The sequence below is a fragment of the Pseudomonas sp. S3_B08 genome (assembly GCF_054667725.1).
The window spans coordinates 3,753,718-3,769,375 of the sequence record NZ_CP162750.1; the positions used below are offsets into that span (position 1 = coordinate 3,753,718).

17 protein-coding genes and 1 pseudogene are annotated in these 15,658 nt (G+C 61.2%); 13 read left to right on the top strand and 5 right to left on the bottom strand.

The window, feature by feature from the left end; all coding sequences use genetic code 11:
* The 3 genes from AB4N73_RS16905 to AB4N73_RS16915 all read right to left on the bottom strand — a co-directional run bounded on the left by AB4N73_RS16905 (position 1) and on the right by AB4N73_RS16915 (position 1,569).
* Positions 1-288, bottom strand: a complete 288-nt coding sequence (locus tag AB4N73_RS16905; protein ID WP_041479985.1) for a PA4642 family protein — start codon at positions 286-288, stop codon at positions 1-3.
* 63 nt (positions 289-351) lie between these two features.
* A complete protein-coding gene (locus AB4N73_RS16910; protein ID WP_056790257.1) occupies positions 352-831 on the bottom strand; it encodes a hypothetical protein in 480 nt (159 codons plus the stop codon).
* 180 nt (positions 832-1,011) lie between these two features.
* Positions 1,012-1,569: a hypoxanthine-guanine phosphoribosyltransferase gene (locus AB4N73_RS16915; protein WP_016773231.1), complete on the bottom strand. Its 558-nt coding sequence runs from the start codon at positions 1,567-1,569 to the stop codon at positions 1,012-1,014.
* 164 nt (positions 1,570-1,733) lie between these two features.
* Here AB4N73_RS16915 and upp point away from each other — a divergent pair, with 164 nt between their 5' ends.
* Together upp and AB4N73_RS16925 are read left to right on the top strand one after the other, a co-directional pair.
* Positions 1,734-2,372 carry a uracil phosphoribosyltransferase gene (gene upp / locus AB4N73_RS16920; protein WP_024014279.1) on the top strand — a complete coding sequence of 213 codons (639 nt, stop codon included), beginning with the start codon at positions 1,734-1,736 and terminating at the stop codon, positions 2,370-2,372.
* A gap of 2 nt (positions 2,373-2,374) precedes the next feature.
* Positions 2,375-3,649 (top strand): uracil-xanthine permease family protein, encoded by a 1,275-nt coding sequence (locus AB4N73_RS16925; protein WP_016773229.1) that lies wholly within the window; start codon positions 2,375-2,377, stop codon positions 3,647-3,649.
* Positions 3,650-3,755: 106 nt separating this feature from the next.
* Here AB4N73_RS16925 and hemH read toward each other — a convergent pair.
* Both hemH and AB4N73_RS16935 read right to left on the bottom strand, forming a co-directional pair.
* Positions 3,756-4,778: pseudogene (hemH, locus tag AB4N73_RS16930) on the bottom strand (ferrochelatase); the annotation flags it as partial.
* Positions 4,779-4,791: 13 nt separating this feature from the next.
* Positions 4,792-5,694 carry a TIGR01777 family oxidoreductase gene (locus tag AB4N73_RS16935; protein ID WP_460142341.1) on the bottom strand — a complete coding sequence of 301 codons (903 nt, stop codon included), beginning with the start codon at positions 5,692-5,694 and terminating at the stop codon, positions 4,792-4,794.
* Between the two features lie 197 nt (positions 5,695-5,891).
* Here AB4N73_RS16935 and AB4N73_RS16940 point away from each other — a divergent pair, with 197 nt between their 5' ends.
* From AB4N73_RS16940 to AB4N73_RS16990, 11 genes are all read left to right on the top strand, one after another.
* Positions 5,892-6,878, top strand: coding sequence for an NAD(P)/FAD-dependent oxidoreductase (locus AB4N73_RS16940; RefSeq protein ID WP_041479990.1), 987 nt, complete (start codon positions 5,892-5,894; stop codon positions 6,876-6,878).
* Positions 6,875-7,090, top strand: coding sequence for a TIGR02450 family Trp-rich protein (locus AB4N73_RS16945; RefSeq protein WP_460142342.1), 216 nt, complete (start codon positions 6,875-6,877; stop codon positions 7,088-7,090). Before AB4N73_RS16940 ends, AB4N73_RS16945 begins: the two co-directional genes overlap by 4 nt.
* Before the next feature lie 214 nt (positions 7,091-7,304).
* Entirely contained in the window at positions 7,305-8,267 is a 963-nt protein-coding gene (locus tag AB4N73_RS16950) for a YbgA family protein (protein WP_041479992.1), read from the top strand.
* Positions 8,267-9,208, top strand: a complete 942-nt coding sequence (locus tag AB4N73_RS16955) for a MerR family transcriptional regulator (RefSeq protein WP_460142343.1) — start codon at positions 8,267-8,269, stop codon at positions 9,206-9,208. The genes AB4N73_RS16950 and AB4N73_RS16955 overlap by 1 nt, the downstream gene beginning before the upstream one ends.
* A gap of 16 nt (positions 9,209-9,224) precedes the next feature.
* The gene (gene phrB / locus AB4N73_RS16960; RefSeq protein ID WP_460142344.1) at positions 9,225-10,670 is read left to right on the top strand and encodes a deoxyribodipyrimidine photo-lyase; all 1,446 of its coding nucleotides are present in this window, start codon (positions 9,225-9,227) and stop codon (positions 10,668-10,670) included.
* Positions 10,663-11,085, top strand: a complete 423-nt coding sequence (locus AB4N73_RS16965) for a nuclear transport factor 2 family protein (protein ID WP_041479995.1) — start codon at positions 10,663-10,665, stop codon at positions 11,083-11,085. The genes phrB and AB4N73_RS16965 overlap by 8 nt, the downstream gene beginning before the upstream one ends.
* Entirely contained in the window at positions 11,082-11,864 is a 783-nt protein-coding gene (locus AB4N73_RS16970) for an SDR family NAD(P)-dependent oxidoreductase (RefSeq protein ID WP_041479996.1), read from the top strand. The genes AB4N73_RS16965 and AB4N73_RS16970 overlap by 4 nt, the downstream gene beginning before the upstream one ends.
* The gene (locus AB4N73_RS16975; RefSeq protein WP_150741824.1) at positions 11,861-13,108 is read left to right on the top strand and encodes an NAD(P)/FAD-dependent oxidoreductase; all 1,248 of its coding nucleotides are present in this window, start codon (positions 11,861-11,863) and stop codon (positions 13,106-13,108) included. Before AB4N73_RS16970 ends, AB4N73_RS16975 begins: the two co-directional genes overlap by 4 nt.
* Positions 13,105-13,920 (top strand): DUF1365 domain-containing protein, encoded by an 816-nt coding sequence (locus tag AB4N73_RS16980; RefSeq protein WP_041479998.1) that lies wholly within the window; start codon positions 13,105-13,107, stop codon positions 13,918-13,920. The genes AB4N73_RS16975 and AB4N73_RS16980 overlap by 4 nt, the downstream gene beginning before the upstream one ends.
* A complete protein-coding gene (locus tag AB4N73_RS16985) occupies positions 13,907-15,172 on the top strand; it encodes an SAM-dependent methyltransferase (protein WP_236168897.1) in 1,266 nt (421 codons plus the stop codon). The genes AB4N73_RS16980 and AB4N73_RS16985 overlap by 14 nt, the downstream gene beginning before the upstream one ends.
* On the top strand, positions 15,165-15,656 hold the full coding sequence (locus AB4N73_RS16990) for a DUF2878 domain-containing protein (RefSeq protein ID WP_150741822.1): 492 nt from the start codon (positions 15,165-15,167) through the stop codon (positions 15,654-15,656). Before AB4N73_RS16985 ends, AB4N73_RS16990 begins: the two co-directional genes overlap by 8 nt.
* The last annotated feature ends 2 nt before the right edge of the window (positions 15,657-15,658 follow it).

Consider the following 15,658-nt stretch of genomic DNA (forward strand, 5'->3'; position numbering starts at 1 on the left):
TCAGGAGCGGGACTTTTCGATCAGCTCGATGTAGTCCGGGGCGTTGCGCTGATCGGCGATCAGGTCAACAAAGGTCTTGCCCTGCTCATCCTTGCCATCAACGTCATAACCCGCCGCAACGAAGAAGCCCAGAAAGCGCTCGAAATCATCGATGCGCAAACCGCGATAGGCCTTGATCAGTTTGTGCAGCGACGGCGAAGTGGCGTCGACCGGCTCAAAATCGAGGAACAGCTTGATCTGCTCATCGCCGATCTCGTCACCAATCACTTGTTTCTTATCTTTACGCATTGCCGACTCCAGCTCGCAGACATGACACGGGGCGGGCAGTTTACCCCTGCCCGACCGCCCGGCTCAACGCGGACGAATCGCCCCGGTGTGCAAATCGGCCCAGATATGGCCGTTGGCATAACTGAGGAACTGCACATACACCGTGTCGTTGCGCAGCAGATCCATCACCACGCGGTATTGAGCGAGCGGATAGAACAGCGTCAGGGTTTTGCTTTTATCGTCATATGCCGGTTTTTTCAGGCTTTTGCTTTCGCCGTCGAAACTCACCAGCACCTGGTTGATGTTCGCACCTTTATTCAGAGACTTGCCCTTGAGGCGGATCAACAAGGACGAGGTGACCGGAATCGGCTGCTGATTGGACTGGCGCTGCGCACCGACCACCACCGAATACTCGCTGACCTGCAGCAGTTGCTGCTGCTCGGGTTCAGCGTCGCGCAGGGTCAGATCGTCCGGCGGCAGGAACTGGCTGTGCATCGGCGCGGCGGACAGCGGCAGGCTGAGAGACAGCAACAGGGCGGCGAGACTGCGGATCAAGAGGCGCATGACAGGCTCCGGAAGGCGGGGCCGAGCACTCTAGCATGGCTGTCGCGCAAGGATCAGCACACACAAAAACAACTGTGGGAGCGAGCCTGCTCGCGAAAGCGGTGTGTCAGTTTTCAATGATGCTGACTGACACGACGCCTTCGCAAGCAGGCTCGCTCCCACAGGGGGCAATGCAGGTTCTTACATGCCTTTAACGGCGTAAATCCCGTTGGCATTGCGCCAGTAGCCTTTGTAGTCCATGCCATAACCGAAGATGTAGCGGTCGATGCACGGCAGGCCGACGAAATCGGCTTTCAGGTCAGGACGTGCCTTGCGGTCGTGGTCCTTGTCGATCAGCACGGCGGTGTGCACTTTGCGTGCGCCGGCGTGTTTGCAGAAGTCGATGATCGCGCCCAGGGTGTGACCTTCATCGAGGATGTCGTCGATGATCAGCACGTCGCGGTCGATGAACGAGACTTCCGGCTTGGCTTTCCAGAACAGGTCGCCGCCGCTGGTTTCGTTGCGATAACGGGTCGCGTGCAGGTAGGACGCTTCCAGCGGGAATTGCAGATGCGTCAGCAGTTTGCCGGAGAAGATCAGGCCGCCGTTCATCACGCAGAACACCACCGGATTGCTGTCAGCCAGTTGTTCGTTGATTTGTGCACCGACGCGAGCGATGGCCGCCTCGACTTCAGACTCGGTGTACAGGCAGTCAGCCTCTCGCATGATTTGACGGATATGCTCGAGATCAGCGGACATGGCGCTCTCCAGGGGTTGGCGGAATTGGAAAAGCGGGCAAAGGTACGCATCCCGCGAGGTCGAATCAAGCTCTTATGGACTAACGTACAGAATGTCCTATAGGACATCACCCTCGGATAGATTAATCTAGGCCGGTTTTTTTGCCCGCCGCCGGAGCCTTTCCCATGCCCATCCTCGAGATCCGCCATCCGCTGATCCGTCATAAACTCGGCCTGATGCGCCGCGCAGACATCAGCACCAAGAATTTCCGCGAGCTCGCTCAGGAAGTCGGCGCCCTGTTGACCTATGAAGCTACAAAAGATCTGCCGCTCGAATCCTACGACATTGCCGGTTGGTGCGGCACCGTGTCGGTGGAGAAAATCGCCGGCAAGAAGATAACCGTCGTGCCGATCCTGCGTGCCGGTATCGGCATGCTCGAAGGCGTGCTCAGCCTGATCCCGGGCGCCAAGGTCTCCGCTGTGGGCGTTGCCCGCAACGAAGAGACCCTGCAAGCGCACACCTATCTGGAAAAACTGGTACCGGAAATCGACGAGCGCCTGGCGATGATCATCGACCCGATGCTCGCCACCGGCAGCTCCATGGTTGCCACCATCGACCTGCTGAAAAAGGCCGGTTGCCGCGACATCCGCGCCATGGTCCTGGTGGCCGCGCCGGAAGGCATTGCTGCGGTCGAACAGGCGCACCCGGACGTGACCATCTACACCGCGTCCATCGATGAACGCTTGAACGAGCACGGCTACATCATTCCCGGGCTTGGCGACGCCGGTGACAAGATCTTCGGCACCAAGCAGAAGGACGCGTGACCATGCAGCAAGAGTTCAACGATCCGCTCTGGCGCACGGTGCTGTCCGGCGCGCAGATGCTGTTCGTGGCCTTCGGCGCCTTGGTGCTGATGCCGCTGATCACCGGCCTGGACCCGAACGTGGCACTGTTCACCGCGGGTCTGGGGACGATCCTGTTCCAGATCGTCACCGGGCGACAGGTGCCGGTGTTCCTCGCGTCGAGCTTCGCCTTCATCACGCCGATCATTCTCGCCAAGGGCCAGTTCGGCCTCGCCGCGACCATGGGCGGGGTGATGGCAGCCGGTTTCGTCTACACCTTCCTCGGCCTCGCCGTGAAGATCAAAGGCACCGGCTTCATTGACCGTCTGCTGCCACCGGTGGTGATTGGTCCGGTAATCATTTCCATCGGCCTGGCCATGGCGCCGATTGCCGCGAACATGGCGATGGGCAAGGCCGGCGACGGCACCGAGCTGATTCACTATCAGACGGCGATGATGATTTCCATGCCGGCGCTGCTGACCACGTTGATCGTGGCGGTGTTCGGCAAAGGCATCTTCCGTCTGGTGCCGATCATTTCCGGCGTGCTGGTGGGTTTTGCCATGTCGTTCTATTTCGGCGTGGTCGATACGGCGAAAATTGCTGCAGCGCCATGGTTCGCTCTGCCGCACTTCACCGCGCCCGAGTTCAATTGGCAGGCGATTCTGTTCATTGTTCCGGTAGCGCTGGCCCCGGCGATCGAACACATCGGCGGCGTGATTGCCGTCGGTAGCGTGACCGGCCGCGATTACCTGAAGAAGCCAGGCCTGCATCGCACCCTGCTCGGTGACGGCATCGCCACCACGGCCGCCGGCCTGTTCGGTGGCCCGCCCAACACCACTTACGCCGAAGTGACCGGCGCGGTGATGCTGACCAAGAACTACAACCCGAAAATCATGACCTGGGCGGCGATCTTCGCCATCACCCTGGCGTTCATCGGCAAGTTCGGCGCGCTGCTGCAAAGCATTCCGGTGCCGGTAATGGGCGGGATTCTGTGCTTGCTGTTCGGTTCGATCGCGGCAGTGGGCATGAACACCCTGATCCGCCACAAGATCGACCTGGGCGAAGCGCGCAACCTGGTGATTGTTTCGGTGACGCTGGTGTTCGGTATCGGCGGCGTGCTGGTTGGCACCGGCACCGGTCCTGATGACTTCGGCCTCAAAGGCATCGCGCTGTGCGCGGTGGTGGCGATTGCGCTGAACCTGATCCTGCCGGGCAATGATGGCTGGAAGCAGAAGAAGGCGGATGAGCCGCTGATCTAAGGCTTTCAGATCTTCATCGCCTGACAGATAGCATTCGCGAGCAGGCTCGCTTCCACAGGTTGGAATGTATTTCCCCTGTGGGAGCGAGCCTGCTCGCGAAGTTTTTAAGGGCCAGCGGCGCTCGTTCGCAGAGGGTCGCCAACGCCTTGGCCCATTGCGGGTCGTCGTTCAGGCACGGCACCAGCACCAACTCCTCGCCCCCCGCTTCGCGGAACTGTTCCCTACCGCGATCGCCGATCTCTTCCAGTGTCTCGATGCAATCGGCGACGAACGCCGGGCACATCACCAGAATCTTTTTCACCCCGCTTTTGGCCAGTTCATCCAGCCGCACTTCGGTGTACGGCTCGATCCATTTCGCCCGGCCCAGGCGCGACTGAAACGACACCGACCATTTGCCGTCCGCCAGGCCCATACTTTTGGCGAAGGCGGCGGCGGTACGGAAACACTGCGCGCGATAACAGGTCGCCAATACCTCCGGCGAGGCGGTCTGGCAGCAATCGGCGCCCTTGAGGCAGTGATTGCCCGTCGGGTCGAGTTTGCTCAGATGGCGCTCAGGCAAGCCGTGAAAGCTCAGCAGCAGATGATCGTAGTCCTGCTGCAGATGCGGACGCGCGCTGGCGGCCAGTGCCTCGATGTATTCCGGCTGATCGTAGAACGGTTGCAGGATCGACAACTGCACGTCGAGTTTCTTCTCGCGCAGCACGCGCCGGGCTTCTTCGATCACGGTGGTCGTGGTGCTGTCGGCGAACTGTGGGTACAGCGGCGCCAAAGTGATCTTCTTATGTCCCGCTTTGACCAGACGCAGCAGACAGGTTTCGATCGACGGCTCGCCATAACGCATCGCCAGATCTACCGGGCCGTGTTTCCACGTGCGGGTCATCTGCTCTTGCAAACGGCGGCTGAGCACCACCAGCGGCGAGCCCTCTTCCCACCAGATCGAGGCATAGGCATGGGCCGATTGCTCGGGACGCTTGATCAGGATCAGCGACACCAGCAGCCGCCGCAGCGGCCATGGCAGGTCGATCACGTAGGGGTCCATCAGAAATTGATTGAGGTAGCTGCGCACATCGGCCACCGAGGTGGAGGCCGGAGAGCCCAGGTTGACCAGAAGCAAAGCGTGATCGGTCATGCAACGTCCTATTTCAGAGGCGGCTGGAGAGGTCATCCAAGGCCGCGCGTAAATCCGTAAAGCGGAAGCTGAACCCCGCTTCCACCAGGCGTGCCGGCGTCGCACGCTGGCCGCCGAGCAATAACAGTGACAGCTCGCCGAGCATGACTTTCAGCGCCAGGGTCGGCATGGGCATGAACGCCGGGCGGTGCAACACACTGCCCAGGGTCTTGGCAAATTCGCGGTTGCGCACAGGTTTGGGCGCGCAGGCATTATAAGGACCGCTCGCCTGATTCCGGTGCAGAAGAAAATCAATCAGGGCGATTTGATCGTCGATGTGAATCCACGGCATCCACTGTCGACCATTGCCCAAAGGCCCGCCCAGCCCGAGTTTGAACGGCAGCAACAGCCGCGACAAAAAGCCGCCCTCAGCCGACAGCACCAGACCGGTTCGCACCAGCACCACGCGGATGCCGAGGTTCTCGGCACGCAGCGCGGTTTCTTCCCAGGCGATACACAACTGACTGGCGAAGTCGTCGATGCCGGGCGGCGATTGCTCTGTCAGCTCACGTTCGCCAGCGTCGCCGTACCAGCCGATCGCCGAGCCGGAAATCAGCAGCGACGGTTTCTGCGCGCGAGTTTCCAGCCACGCCAGTAGCGTTTCCGTCAGGGTGATGCGGCTGCTCCACAGCAACGCCTTGCGACGATGGGTCCAGGGGCGGTCGGCAATCGGCGCGCCGGCGAGATTGACGATCGCATCCAGCGGCTCTTCGCCGAGGTCCTCCAGACGCGAAATTCCGCGCACCTGCGCGCCGCAGATCTGCGCGACTTTTTCCGCGCGGCGACTCCACACCGTCAGCCGATGGCCCTGCTCCAGCCAGTGCCGGCAGAGCTGACGTCCGATCAAACCAGTACCGCCGGTCAGCAATATGTGCATGACATCTTCCTCGCGTGGCGTTTAACCCGGATCACTAGTCTATTTTTATAGGCAGGGATCTTTTCGATCGGGCAGGCTCTATGGTTTAACAATAGGCCAAGCTGTCAGAACGAGAACGCTAGAAGTTATACCAAAAAACAGAATTGTACAGGTTTCATCGACGGCGTAGTCTGTACAGAAAGGTAAACGAGGCCCCTATGACTGTACCTATCGCAATCATCGGCACCGGCATCGCCGGGCTCTCCGCCGCTCAGGCTCTGACAGAGACCGGGCATACCGTTCAACTGTTCGATAAAAGCCGCGGCAGCGGCGGGCGCATGTCGAGCAAGCGCAGCGACGCCGGCTCGCTGGACTTGGGCGCTCAATACTTCACCGCGCGCGACCGGCGCTTCGTCACCGAAGTGCAGCGCTGGCAGAGCCGGGGCTGGGCCGCCGAGTGGACGCCGCAGCTGTACACCTTCCAGGGCGGCCAACTGAACATGTCGCCCGACGAGCAGACCCGCTGGGTCGGCACGCCGCGCATGAGCGCCATCACCCGTGGCCTGCTCGATGGCCTGGACGTGCAGTTTGCCTGCCGCATCACCGAGGTCTATCGCGGCGAAGAGCACTGGCATCTGCAGGACGCCGACGGCTGCACCCACGGCCCCTTCAGCCATGTGGTGATCGCCACGCCGGCACCGCAAGCCACCGCGCTGCTGGCCGCCGCACCGAAACTCGCCGGCGTCGCTGCCGGGGTGAAAATGGAGCCGACCTGGGCCGTCGCTCTCGCCTTCGAAACCCCGCTGGATACGCCAATCGAAGGCTGCTTCGTACAGGACAGCCCGCTCGACTGGCTGGCGCGCAACCGCAGCAAACCCGGGCGCGACAGCACTCTCGACACGTGGGTGCTGCATGCAACCAGCGCCTGGAGCCGGCAACACATCGACCTCTCCAAGGAAGCAGTAATCGAACATCTGCACGGTGCGTTCGCCGAATTGCTGCACAGCGCCATGCCTGCGCCGACCTTCAGCCTCGCCCACCGCTGGCTCTACGCCCGCCCCGCTACCGGCCACGAGTGGACCACGCTGGCCGACGCCGACCTGGGCTTGTACGCCTGCGGCGACTGGTGTCTGTCGGGCCGCGTTGAAGGCGCTTGGCTGAGCGGTCAGGAGGCTGCACGTCGCTTGCACGAACACCTGCAATGAATCGCATCAATCCGCGCAAATTGCTGCTGTCGAAGTGGACAGCAGCCCACCCGCAAAATCGCGAAAAACATTTTCTGGTCTCCGAACTGATCCGCGACGAGGAAGGTACGGTGCTGGAAGTTGAATTGCAGGCGGTGCTGACCCAGCGTAGCGAGCGACTGGATTGGCAGGTGCTGAAAGACAGCGAGCACTGGTTACTGGGCTGGAAATAGATTTCCCTTGTGGGAGCGAGCCTGCTCGCGAAAGCGCTGTATCAAATGCAATTTCATTCACTGACCCACCGCTTTCGCGAGCAGGCTCGCTCCCACATATTCAGCGCTGTAGAAAAATCTTATACAAATCATTTGACTTGTACATCCATCGATCTATGCTGAGGAAAAGTTGTACAGAGATAACTCTCTGTACAGGTATAGATTCGAGGTGCTCATGTCTACTGCTTCCCTGTCCAAGCCGAAGATCGCCATCAGCGCCTGCCTGTTGGGCGAAGAAGTGCGCTACAACGGTGGGCACAAGGAATCGCGGCTGTGCAGCCGTACCCTTACCGAATATTTCGATTTCGTCCCGCTGTGCCCGGAAGTTGCTATCGGCATGGGCATTCCCCGTGAGCCGATTCGGCTGGTCGGCGACCCTGAACAACCCGAGGCAGTCGGCACCGTTGATCGCACTATTAACGTGACCAGGCCGCTGGCCGAGTACGGCGAGAAAATGGCCGCCGAGTTGCAGGACCTGTCTGGCTACATCTTCATGCAGCAGTCGCCCTCCTGCGGGCTGGAACGGGTCAAGGTCTATCACGACAACGGCGCACCAGTGAATGGTGGCGGACGCGGGATCTATGCGCAGGCATTCTGTGCACAGCATCCGGATCTGCCGGTGGAAGAAGCCGGACGCCTCAACGATCCGGTGCTGCGGGAAAACTTCATCACCCGCGTCCTGGCCTACAGCGCCTGGCAGCAAGTGCTCGCCGAGGGCCTGAGCCGCCGCGCCCTCACCGAATTCCATTCGCGCTACAAGTACCTGCTGATGGCGCACAACCCGCTGCAATACAAAAACCTCGGCAAGATGCTCGGCAACATGGCCGACAGCGATCCCGCCGAGCTCGGCCCGCGCTATTTCAGCGAGCTGATGGCCGCGCTGAAGAAATGCGCCACTCGCGGCACCCATTGCAACGTGCTGCTGCACCTCAGTGGTTATTTGAAACAATCGCTGAGCGCCGAAGACAAACAGGAAATGCAGCAGATCATCGGCCAGTACCGCCAGGGCATCGTACCGCTGGTGGTGCCGTTGACGCTGCTCAAACACCACTTTCGACTCCATCCGGACCCGTACATCGCGCAGCAGGTTTACCTGCAGCCGCATCCGGAAAACCTCAGTCTGCGAAACGCGATCTAATGAACGATAAAACCGACAGCAGCGCCCAGGAAGACCTCGGCGCCGACTTCAAGAAAGCCCTCGACGAGGGCTGGTTGCCGATTCGCGAAGTCGCGCGGCAGACAGGCGTCAACGCCATCACCCTGCGCGCGTGGGAACGTCGCTATGGGTTGGTGGTGCCTCAGCGCACGCCCAAGGGCCATCGACTGTATAGCGCTGAACATGTGCAGCGGATCATGGCCATCCTCACCTGGCTCAACCGTGGCGTTGCGGTTAGCCAGGTCAAGCCACTGCTCGATGCGCCGCAGGCCTTCACGGAAAGTGTGGAAAACGATTGGCAGCGTCTGCATCAGACGTTGCTGTCGGCGGTCACCTCGCTCAACGAGCGCGCGCTGGATGACAGCGTCAATCAGGCCATCGCCTTGTATCCGCCACGGACGTTGTGCGAGCAATTGCTGATGCCGCTGCTGGCCGAGCTCGAACAGCGCTGGCAGGGCCAGTTCGGCGCACAGATGGAACGGACGTTTTTCTTTTCCTGGTTGCGCAGCAAATTCGGCGCACGCATCTACCATAACAACCGTCAGCTGCATTCGGCGCCGCTGTTGTTGATCAATCATTCCGACCTGCCGCTGGAGCCGCATCTGTGGCTGTGCGCATGGCTGATCAGCAGTGCCGATTGCCCGGTGCAAGTGTTCGACTGGCCACTGCCGGCCGGTGAACTGGCGCTGACCGTCGAGCATCTGCAAGCCCGTGGCGTGCTGCTGTATTCGAGCAAAGCCATGCAACTGGCGCAGTTGCCCAAGCTGTTGGCAAACGTCAATTGCCCGACCTTGATTGCTGGCCCCACGGTGCACATCCACCACACCGAGTTGTCCGCACGCACCGCCCAGACTGCCGATCTGTTCCTGGCTGAAGATCCGCTTGCCGCACTCCAGGCGCTGCTCGAGCGCGGATTGATTTGATGATGGGTTTAATCACATGCAACTGATCTGGCTGCGCAGCGACTTGCGCCTACATGACAACACAGCCCTCGCGGCCGCCGCAGCGCGCGGCCCGACCGTGGCGGTGTATCTGTTGAGTCCGCAGCAATGGCTGGAGCACGACGATGCGCCGTGCAAAGTGGATTTCTGGCTGCGCAACCTGCGCGAACTGAGTCAGAGCCTCGGCGCGCTGAACATCCCGTTGTTGATTCGCAGCGCACCGCACTGGGATCAGGCACCGGCGGAGCTGCTCAAACTCTGCCGGCATTTGAAGGTCGAGGCGGTGCACGCCAACGAGGAATACGGCGTTCACGAAAGCCGCCGTGATGAAACCGTGGCCGAAACGTTGCGAGCCGAAGGCATCGAATTCCACAGTTACCTGGATCAGTTGCTGTTCAAACCCGGCACAGTGCTGACCAAGACCGGCACCTACTTCCAGGTGTTCAGTCAGTTTCGCAAAGTCTGCTACGAACGCCTGCATCGCTCGATGCCGGCACTGGTCAAGGCACCCGGCAAGCAGGCCGCGCTGGATATCGCCAGCGATGCAATTCCGGAGGCGGTAAAAGGTTTCGCCACACCGAGCGAATCCCTGCGCGCCCTGTGGCCGGCCGGCGAGCAAGAGGCGCGACGCCGCCTCGATACCTTCACCGACGCGCAGATCGACTACTACCGCAGTGAACGCGATTTCCCGGCCAAACCTGGCACCAGCCAATTGTCGGCGTATCTTGCCGCCGGCGTGATCTCGCCACGCCAGTGCCTGCACGCTGCACTGCAAAGCAATCAGGGCGAGTTCGAAAGCGGCAAGGTCGGCGCGGTGACCTGGATCAACGAGCTGCTGTGGCGCGAGTTCTATAAACACATTCTGGTCGGCTACCCACGCGTCTCCCGGCATCGCGCCTTCCGCCCGGAAACCGAGGCGCTGGCCTGGCGCGATGCGCCGGAAGAACTCAAGGCCTGGCAGGAGGCACGCACCGGGCTGCCGATCATCGACGCGGCGATGCGTCAACTGCTGGAAACCGGCTGGATGCACAATCGCCTGCGCATGGTCGTAGCGATGTTCCTGACCAAAAACCTGCTGATCGACTGGCGCGAGGGCGAACGCTTTTTCATGCGCCACCTGATCGACGGCGACCTGGCGGCCAACAACGGTGGCTGGCAGTGGAGCTCATCGACCGGCACCGACTCAGCGCCGTACTTCCGTATTTTCAACCCGCTGAGCCAGTCGGAAAAATTCGATGCCGAAGGCGTGTTCATCAAGCACTGGTTGCCGGAACTGGCCGGGCTCAACAAGAAGGAAGTGCACAATCCGGCGGCAGCCGGAGGACTGTTCGGCGTGGCCGATTATCCGGCCCCGATCGTCAACCTCAGCACTTCACGCGAGCGTGCGCTGACGGCGTTCAAGAACCTGCCGTCGCGCCAGCCTGTGGGCGGCAGCGATGAGTGAATTCCTGCGCAGCTTCGCCCGCGAGTTTTGCGGGTTGAACAAAGACAACCTGTATCGCCTCGGCGAGCTGTACAGCGACGACATTCATTTCACCGATCCGCTGCACGAAGTTCAGGGCCTGGCACAACTGCAGGATTACTTCAGCGAGCTGTACGCCAACGTCAGCGATCTGCGTTTCGATTTTCATGGTTTCGACCAGATCCGCGAAGGTGAGGGTTACCTGCGCTGGGTCATGAGTTATCGCCATCCGCGCCTGGCCAACGGTCGGGAAATCAGGGTCGGTGGCTGTTCGCACCTGCTCTGGCGCGACAAGGTTTATCGCCATCGGGATTATTTCGATGCCGGGGCGCTGCTGTATGAACACTTGCCAATATTGGGCCGGGTGATTGCCTGGCTGAAAAGGAGAATGGGATGAGTCGTACACCTCCACGGCGGTATTGGTTGACCGGGGCCAGCAGTGGCATCGGTGCAGCCTTGTGTGAGGACATTCTGAAAAGCGGTGCGCACCTGGCGGTCAGCTCGCGCTCGGCCGCGCCGCTCAAGGTCTTGTCCCAGCGTTATCCGGGCCAGGTGCTGGTGGTGCCCGGCGATCTGACCAACAGTCAGACCGTGCGCGAAATCGGTGAGCAGATCACCGAGGCCTGGGGTTCGCTGGACAGCGTGATTCTCAACGCCGGCACCTGTGAATATGTCGACGCGCGCCAGTTCGATTCGTCGATCATCGAGCACGTGGTGCGCACCAATCTGCTCGCCAGCAGCTATTGCATCGAAGCCGCCCTGCCGCTGTTGCGCAAAGGCACCGCGCCGCATCTGGTCGGCATGGCCAGCTCGGTGACTTACCTGCCGCTGCCACGGGCCGAAGCCTATGGCGCATCGAAGGCCGGGCTGCGTTACCTGTTCGAATCGCTGCGCATCGATCTGGCGGATGAAGGTATTGAAGTCACCATCATCAGCCCGGGTTTTGTCGAAACGCCGCTGACCGAGAGGAACGATTTCCCGATGCCGCTGAGCTGGCCCGCAGATAAAGCGGCGCGGCACATCTTCGCCAAACTCAAGGACCGTCCGCTGGAAATTGCCTTCCCGGGGCTGTTCATGGCCGCGCTGTGGCCGCTGTCCAAGCTGCCCGCCCGCGCGCAACTGGCGATCGGCAAACGCATGGTGCGCAAGAACCCTCCGCAGCGGGACCCGATATGAAAATCGCCGTAATTGGCAGCGGTATCGCCGGGCTCACCTGCGCCTACCTGCTGAACCGCCGCCACGACATCACCGTGTTCGAAGCGAGTGACTGGGTCGGCGGGCATACCCACACCGTACCGGTCAGCGTGGCCGGGGAATCGTTCGCCATCGACACCGGTTTCATCGTGTTCAACGACTGGACCTACCCGAACTTCATTCGCTTGCTCAACCAGCTCGGCGTGGCGTTCAAGCCGACCGAAATGAGCTTTTCGGTAACCGACCCGGACACTGGCGTGGAGTACAACGGCAACAACCTCAACAGCCTGTTCGCCCAGCGCAGCAATCTGTTGTCGCCGGGGTTCTGGGGCATGCTGCGCGACATTCTGCGCTTCAACAAAGAAGCCCAGCGCGACCTGGTGGAACTGCGCATCGCCGCCGATACCACGCTCGATGATTACCTCAAGGCCGGCGGCTACGGCGAGCGCTTCATCCTGCACTACATCGTGCCGATGGGCGCGGCGATCTGGTCGATGCCGATGGCGGAAATGCTCAATTTCCCGCTGCAGTTTTTCCTGCGTTTTTTCAAGAATCATGGCCTGTTGTCGGTCAGTGATAGGCCGCAGTGGCAGGTCATCGAAGGCGGTTCCAGTGCCTACGTCGCGCCGCTGACCGCTTCGTTCAGCGACAGGATTCGCCTGAACTGCCCGGTCAGCCGCGTCGAGCGCAATCAGCATGGTGTGGTTATCCACAGCCCGGCCGGCCTCGAACATTTCGACAAGGTGGTGTTCGCCTGTCACAGCGATCAGGCACTGAGGCTGTTGGCCAACCCGAGCGACGCCGAGCGTTCGATTCTCGGTGCCCTGCTCTACGCCGACAACGACGTCGTGCTGCACACCGACACGCGCCTGCTGCCGACGCGCAAACTGGCCTGGGCCAGCTGGAACTATCGCCTCGGCGGCGCCGGCCATACCCGCGCGGCGGTCACCTACAACATGAACATCCTCCAGGGCATCGAAAGCGACACCACGTTCTGCGTCAGCCTCAACCAGACCGCCGGCATCAGCCCGGACAAAGTGCTGGCCCGCTATACCTACGCCCACCCGCAATACACCTTGGCCGCCGCAGCCGCGCAAAACCGTTGGGGCGAACTCGATGGTGAGCAGCACACCCATTATTGCGGCGCCTACTGGGCCAACGGCTTTCATGAAGATGGCGTGGTCAGCGGTTTGCGCGTGGCCGCCGCGTTCGGTGAAACCCTGTGAACAGCGCACTGTATAGCGGCGTGATTGGCCACCGACGTTTTGCGCCGCGCCGCCACGAATTCCGCTACCGCATTGGCCTGCTCTATCTCGACCTGAGCGAACAGGACGCCGTGCTGGCCTTGTCGCCGCTGGCGGGGCGCAGCCGCTTTGCGCCGTTCTCGTTTCGCGAAACCGATTACCTGAAAACCTTCACCGGCAAGGGCATGCGCCTGATCGACGCCGTGCGTCAGCAGGTCGGTGCAGCCATCGGTCATGAACCACAAGGCGCGGTATGCCTGCTGACCCAGCCGCGCAGTTGGGGGCTGTCGTTCAATCCGGTGAGCTTCTTCTACTGCCATGAAGCCGACGGACAACTGGCGGCGATCGTTTGTGAAGTCACCAATACGCCATGGCGCGAGCGTTTTCATTACGTGTTGCCGGCGCAGACGCCGACCAGTCTGGTGGATTTCCACCAACATTTTGCTGTAGCCAAGGCGTTTCACGTTTCACCGTTTCTGCCCCGCGACCTCGAATACCGCATGAGCTTCAGCCCGGCCGCGCAAAGCCTGGGTGTGCACATGGCCGATTGGCAGGGCAGCGAGAAACTGTTCGACGCCACACTGAATCTGCGCCGCGAACCGCTCGATCGTCGCAGCCTGCATCGCTATCTGCGGCGCTTCCCGTGGATGACCGCAAAAACCGCCTTGGCGATTTATTGGCAAGCACTGCGACTGCTGCTCAAGCGCGCGCCGATCTTCCCTCACCAGGCTGCCGACGGCAGCTTTAAAACCGCCACTGTGCCTCCGAAGGAGCCGCACCATGAAATCCTCTAGCCTGCCGCTCGGTCGCTTCAGCACCAACGGTTTGACCGGCTCGCTGCTGCGCCGTGGCGTGTTGCGCCAATTGGCCCAGCTCAAACACGGACAATTGATGGTCGTCGAGGATGGCGAACAAATGCTTTTCGGCACCCCGGGCAGCGCCCTGCTCGGCGAAGTCCATGTACTCGACCCGGCCCTGTGGGGCATGGTCGCCAGTAGCGGCTCGATCGGCGCCGGCGAAGCATTCATCCACGGCTATTGGAGTTCGCCGGACCTGACTGCTGTGGTGCGCGTGTTCGTCAGCAATCTCGATGTACTCGACGCCATGGAAGGTGGCCTGGCGCGCCTGGGCCGGCCCTTCGTGCAAGGCCTGCACTGGCTCAATCGCAACACGCGCAAGGGTTCGCAGAAAAACATCGCCGCGCACTACGACCTCGGCAATGAACTGTTCGAACAGTTTCTCGACCCGACCATGATGTATTCCGCCGCCCAGTTCCTTTCGCCGAGCGACACCCTGGAACAGGCGCAATTGAACAAACTTGAACGCATCTGCCAGAAACTCGCGCTCAAACCCAGCGACCACCTGCTGGAAATCGGCACCGGTTGGGGCAGCATGGCCCTTTACGCAGCGCAGCATTACGGTTGCCGCGTGACCACTACGACGCTGTCGAAAGAGCAGTTCGCGTTCACTGCCAAGCGCATCGAACAACTGGGCTTGCAGGATCGCGTCACCCTGCTGCTCAAGGACTACCGCGACCTCAGCGGCGAGTACGACAAACTGGTGTCGATCGAGATGATCGAAGCGGTCGGCCATCGGTTCCTGCCGACCTACTTCAAACAATGCGCGCAGTTGCTCAAAAGCAACGGCCTGATGCTGCTCCAGGCGATCACCATTCGCGAACAACGCTACGAACAGGCCAAGCGCAGCGTCGACTTCATCCAGCGCTACATCTTCCCCGGCGGCGCCCTGCCCTCGGTGCACAAGATGCTCGATGTGGTCGGCCGCGAAACCGACATGAACCTGCTGCACATGGAAGATTTCGGCCTGCATTACGCCAAGACACTGCGCCTGTGGCACGAGAACTTTCGCCTCGCCCATGGTCGCCTGAGCGAACTGGGTTACGACGATTATTTCCTGCGTTTGTGGGAGTTCTATCTGTGCTACTGCGAGGGCGGATTCCTCGAACGCACCATCGGCACCGCGCAATTGCTGCTGGCCAAACCGGCGGCGATGACCGCTCCCCTGCTCGGACGCTTCGATGCGTGAGCGAATCGCCAATGCCGTGCTGTTTCAGCTCGGCTGGCTGGCCTGCGTACTTGGCGGCAACAGTTTATGGCTGCTGCTGGCACTGGCGGCGCTGGTGATTCATCTGCGCTGGATCAGCAGTTGGGCGGCAGAAGGTCGTTTGATTCTGTGCGTGGTGATTGTCGGCACGGCGGTGGACAGCGTCTTGCGTTACCTCGACGTGTTCCGCTTTGCAGACGCCTCGCCGCTGATTCCGCTGTGGCTGATGCTGCTATGGGCACTGCTCGCCACCACGTTGCGCCACTGCCTGGCCTGGAGCGCGCGGCCATGGTGGCTGGCCAGCGGACTTGGCGCGGTGGGCGGGGCGTTGTCGTACTACGGTGGCGGACGCTTGGCCGGCGTGCATTTCCCTTACGGCGAAGTGTCGACGCTGATCGTCATCGGACTGCTCTGGGCAGGGCTGTTCCCGCTGTTGCACTTGATGGCGCGGCGTCTGGCGCCGTGAGC

Coding starts and splice junctions, on each gene's coding strand:
- AB4N73_RS16955 (WP_460142343.1), top strand. CDS start 8,267: ATGAACGATAAAACCGACAGCAGCGCCCAGGAAGACCTCGGCGCCGAC.
- upp (WP_024014279.1), top strand. CDS start 1,734: ATGCCCATCCTCGAGATCCGCCATCCGCTGATCCGTCATAAACTCGGC.
- AB4N73_RS16910 (WP_056790257.1), bottom strand. CDS start 831: ATGCGCCTCTTGATCCGCAGTCTCGCCGCCCTGTTGCTGTCTCTCAGC.
- AB4N73_RS16905 (WP_041479985.1), bottom strand. CDS start 288: ATGCGTAAAGATAAGAAACAAGTGATTGGTGACGAGATCGGCGATGAG.
- AB4N73_RS16975 (WP_150741824.1), top strand. CDS start 11,861: ATGAAAATCGCCGTAATTGGCAGCGGTATCGCCGGGCTCACCTGCGCC.
- phrB (WP_460142344.1), top strand. CDS start 9,225: ATGCAACTGATCTGGCTGCGCAGCGACTTGCGCCTACATGACAACACA.
- AB4N73_RS16935 (WP_460142341.1), bottom strand. CDS start 5,694: ATGCACATATTGCTGACCGGCGGTACTGGTTTGATCGGACGTCAGCTC.
- AB4N73_RS16945 (WP_460142342.1), top strand. CDS start 6,875: ATGAATCGCATCAATCCGCGCAAATTGCTGCTGTCGAAGTGGACAGCA.
- AB4N73_RS16990 (WP_150741822.1), top strand. CDS start 15,165: ATGCGTGAGCGAATCGCCAATGCCGTGCTGTTTCAGCTCGGCTGGCTG.
- AB4N73_RS16940 (WP_041479990.1), top strand. CDS start 5,892: ATGACTGTACCTATCGCAATCATCGGCACCGGCATCGCCGGGCTCTCC.
- AB4N73_RS16915 (WP_016773231.1), bottom strand. CDS start 1,569: ATGTCCGCTGATCTCGAGCATATCCGTCAAATCATGCGAGAGGCTGAC.
- AB4N73_RS16965 (WP_041479995.1), top strand. CDS start 10,663: ATGAGTGAATTCCTGCGCAGCTTCGCCCGCGAGTTTTGCGGGTTGAAC.
- AB4N73_RS16970 (WP_041479996.1), top strand. CDS start 11,082: ATGAGTCGTACACCTCCACGGCGGTATTGGTTGACCGGGGCCAGCAGT.
- AB4N73_RS16985 (WP_236168897.1), top strand. CDS start 13,907: ATGAAATCCTCTAGCCTGCCGCTCGGTCGCTTCAGCACCAACGGTTTG.
- AB4N73_RS16925 (WP_016773229.1), top strand. CDS start 2,375: ATGCAGCAAGAGTTCAACGATCCGCTCTGGCGCACGGTGCTGTCCGGC.
- AB4N73_RS16950 (WP_041479992.1), top strand. CDS start 7,305: ATGTCTACTGCTTCCCTGTCCAAGCCGAAGATCGCCATCAGCGCCTGC.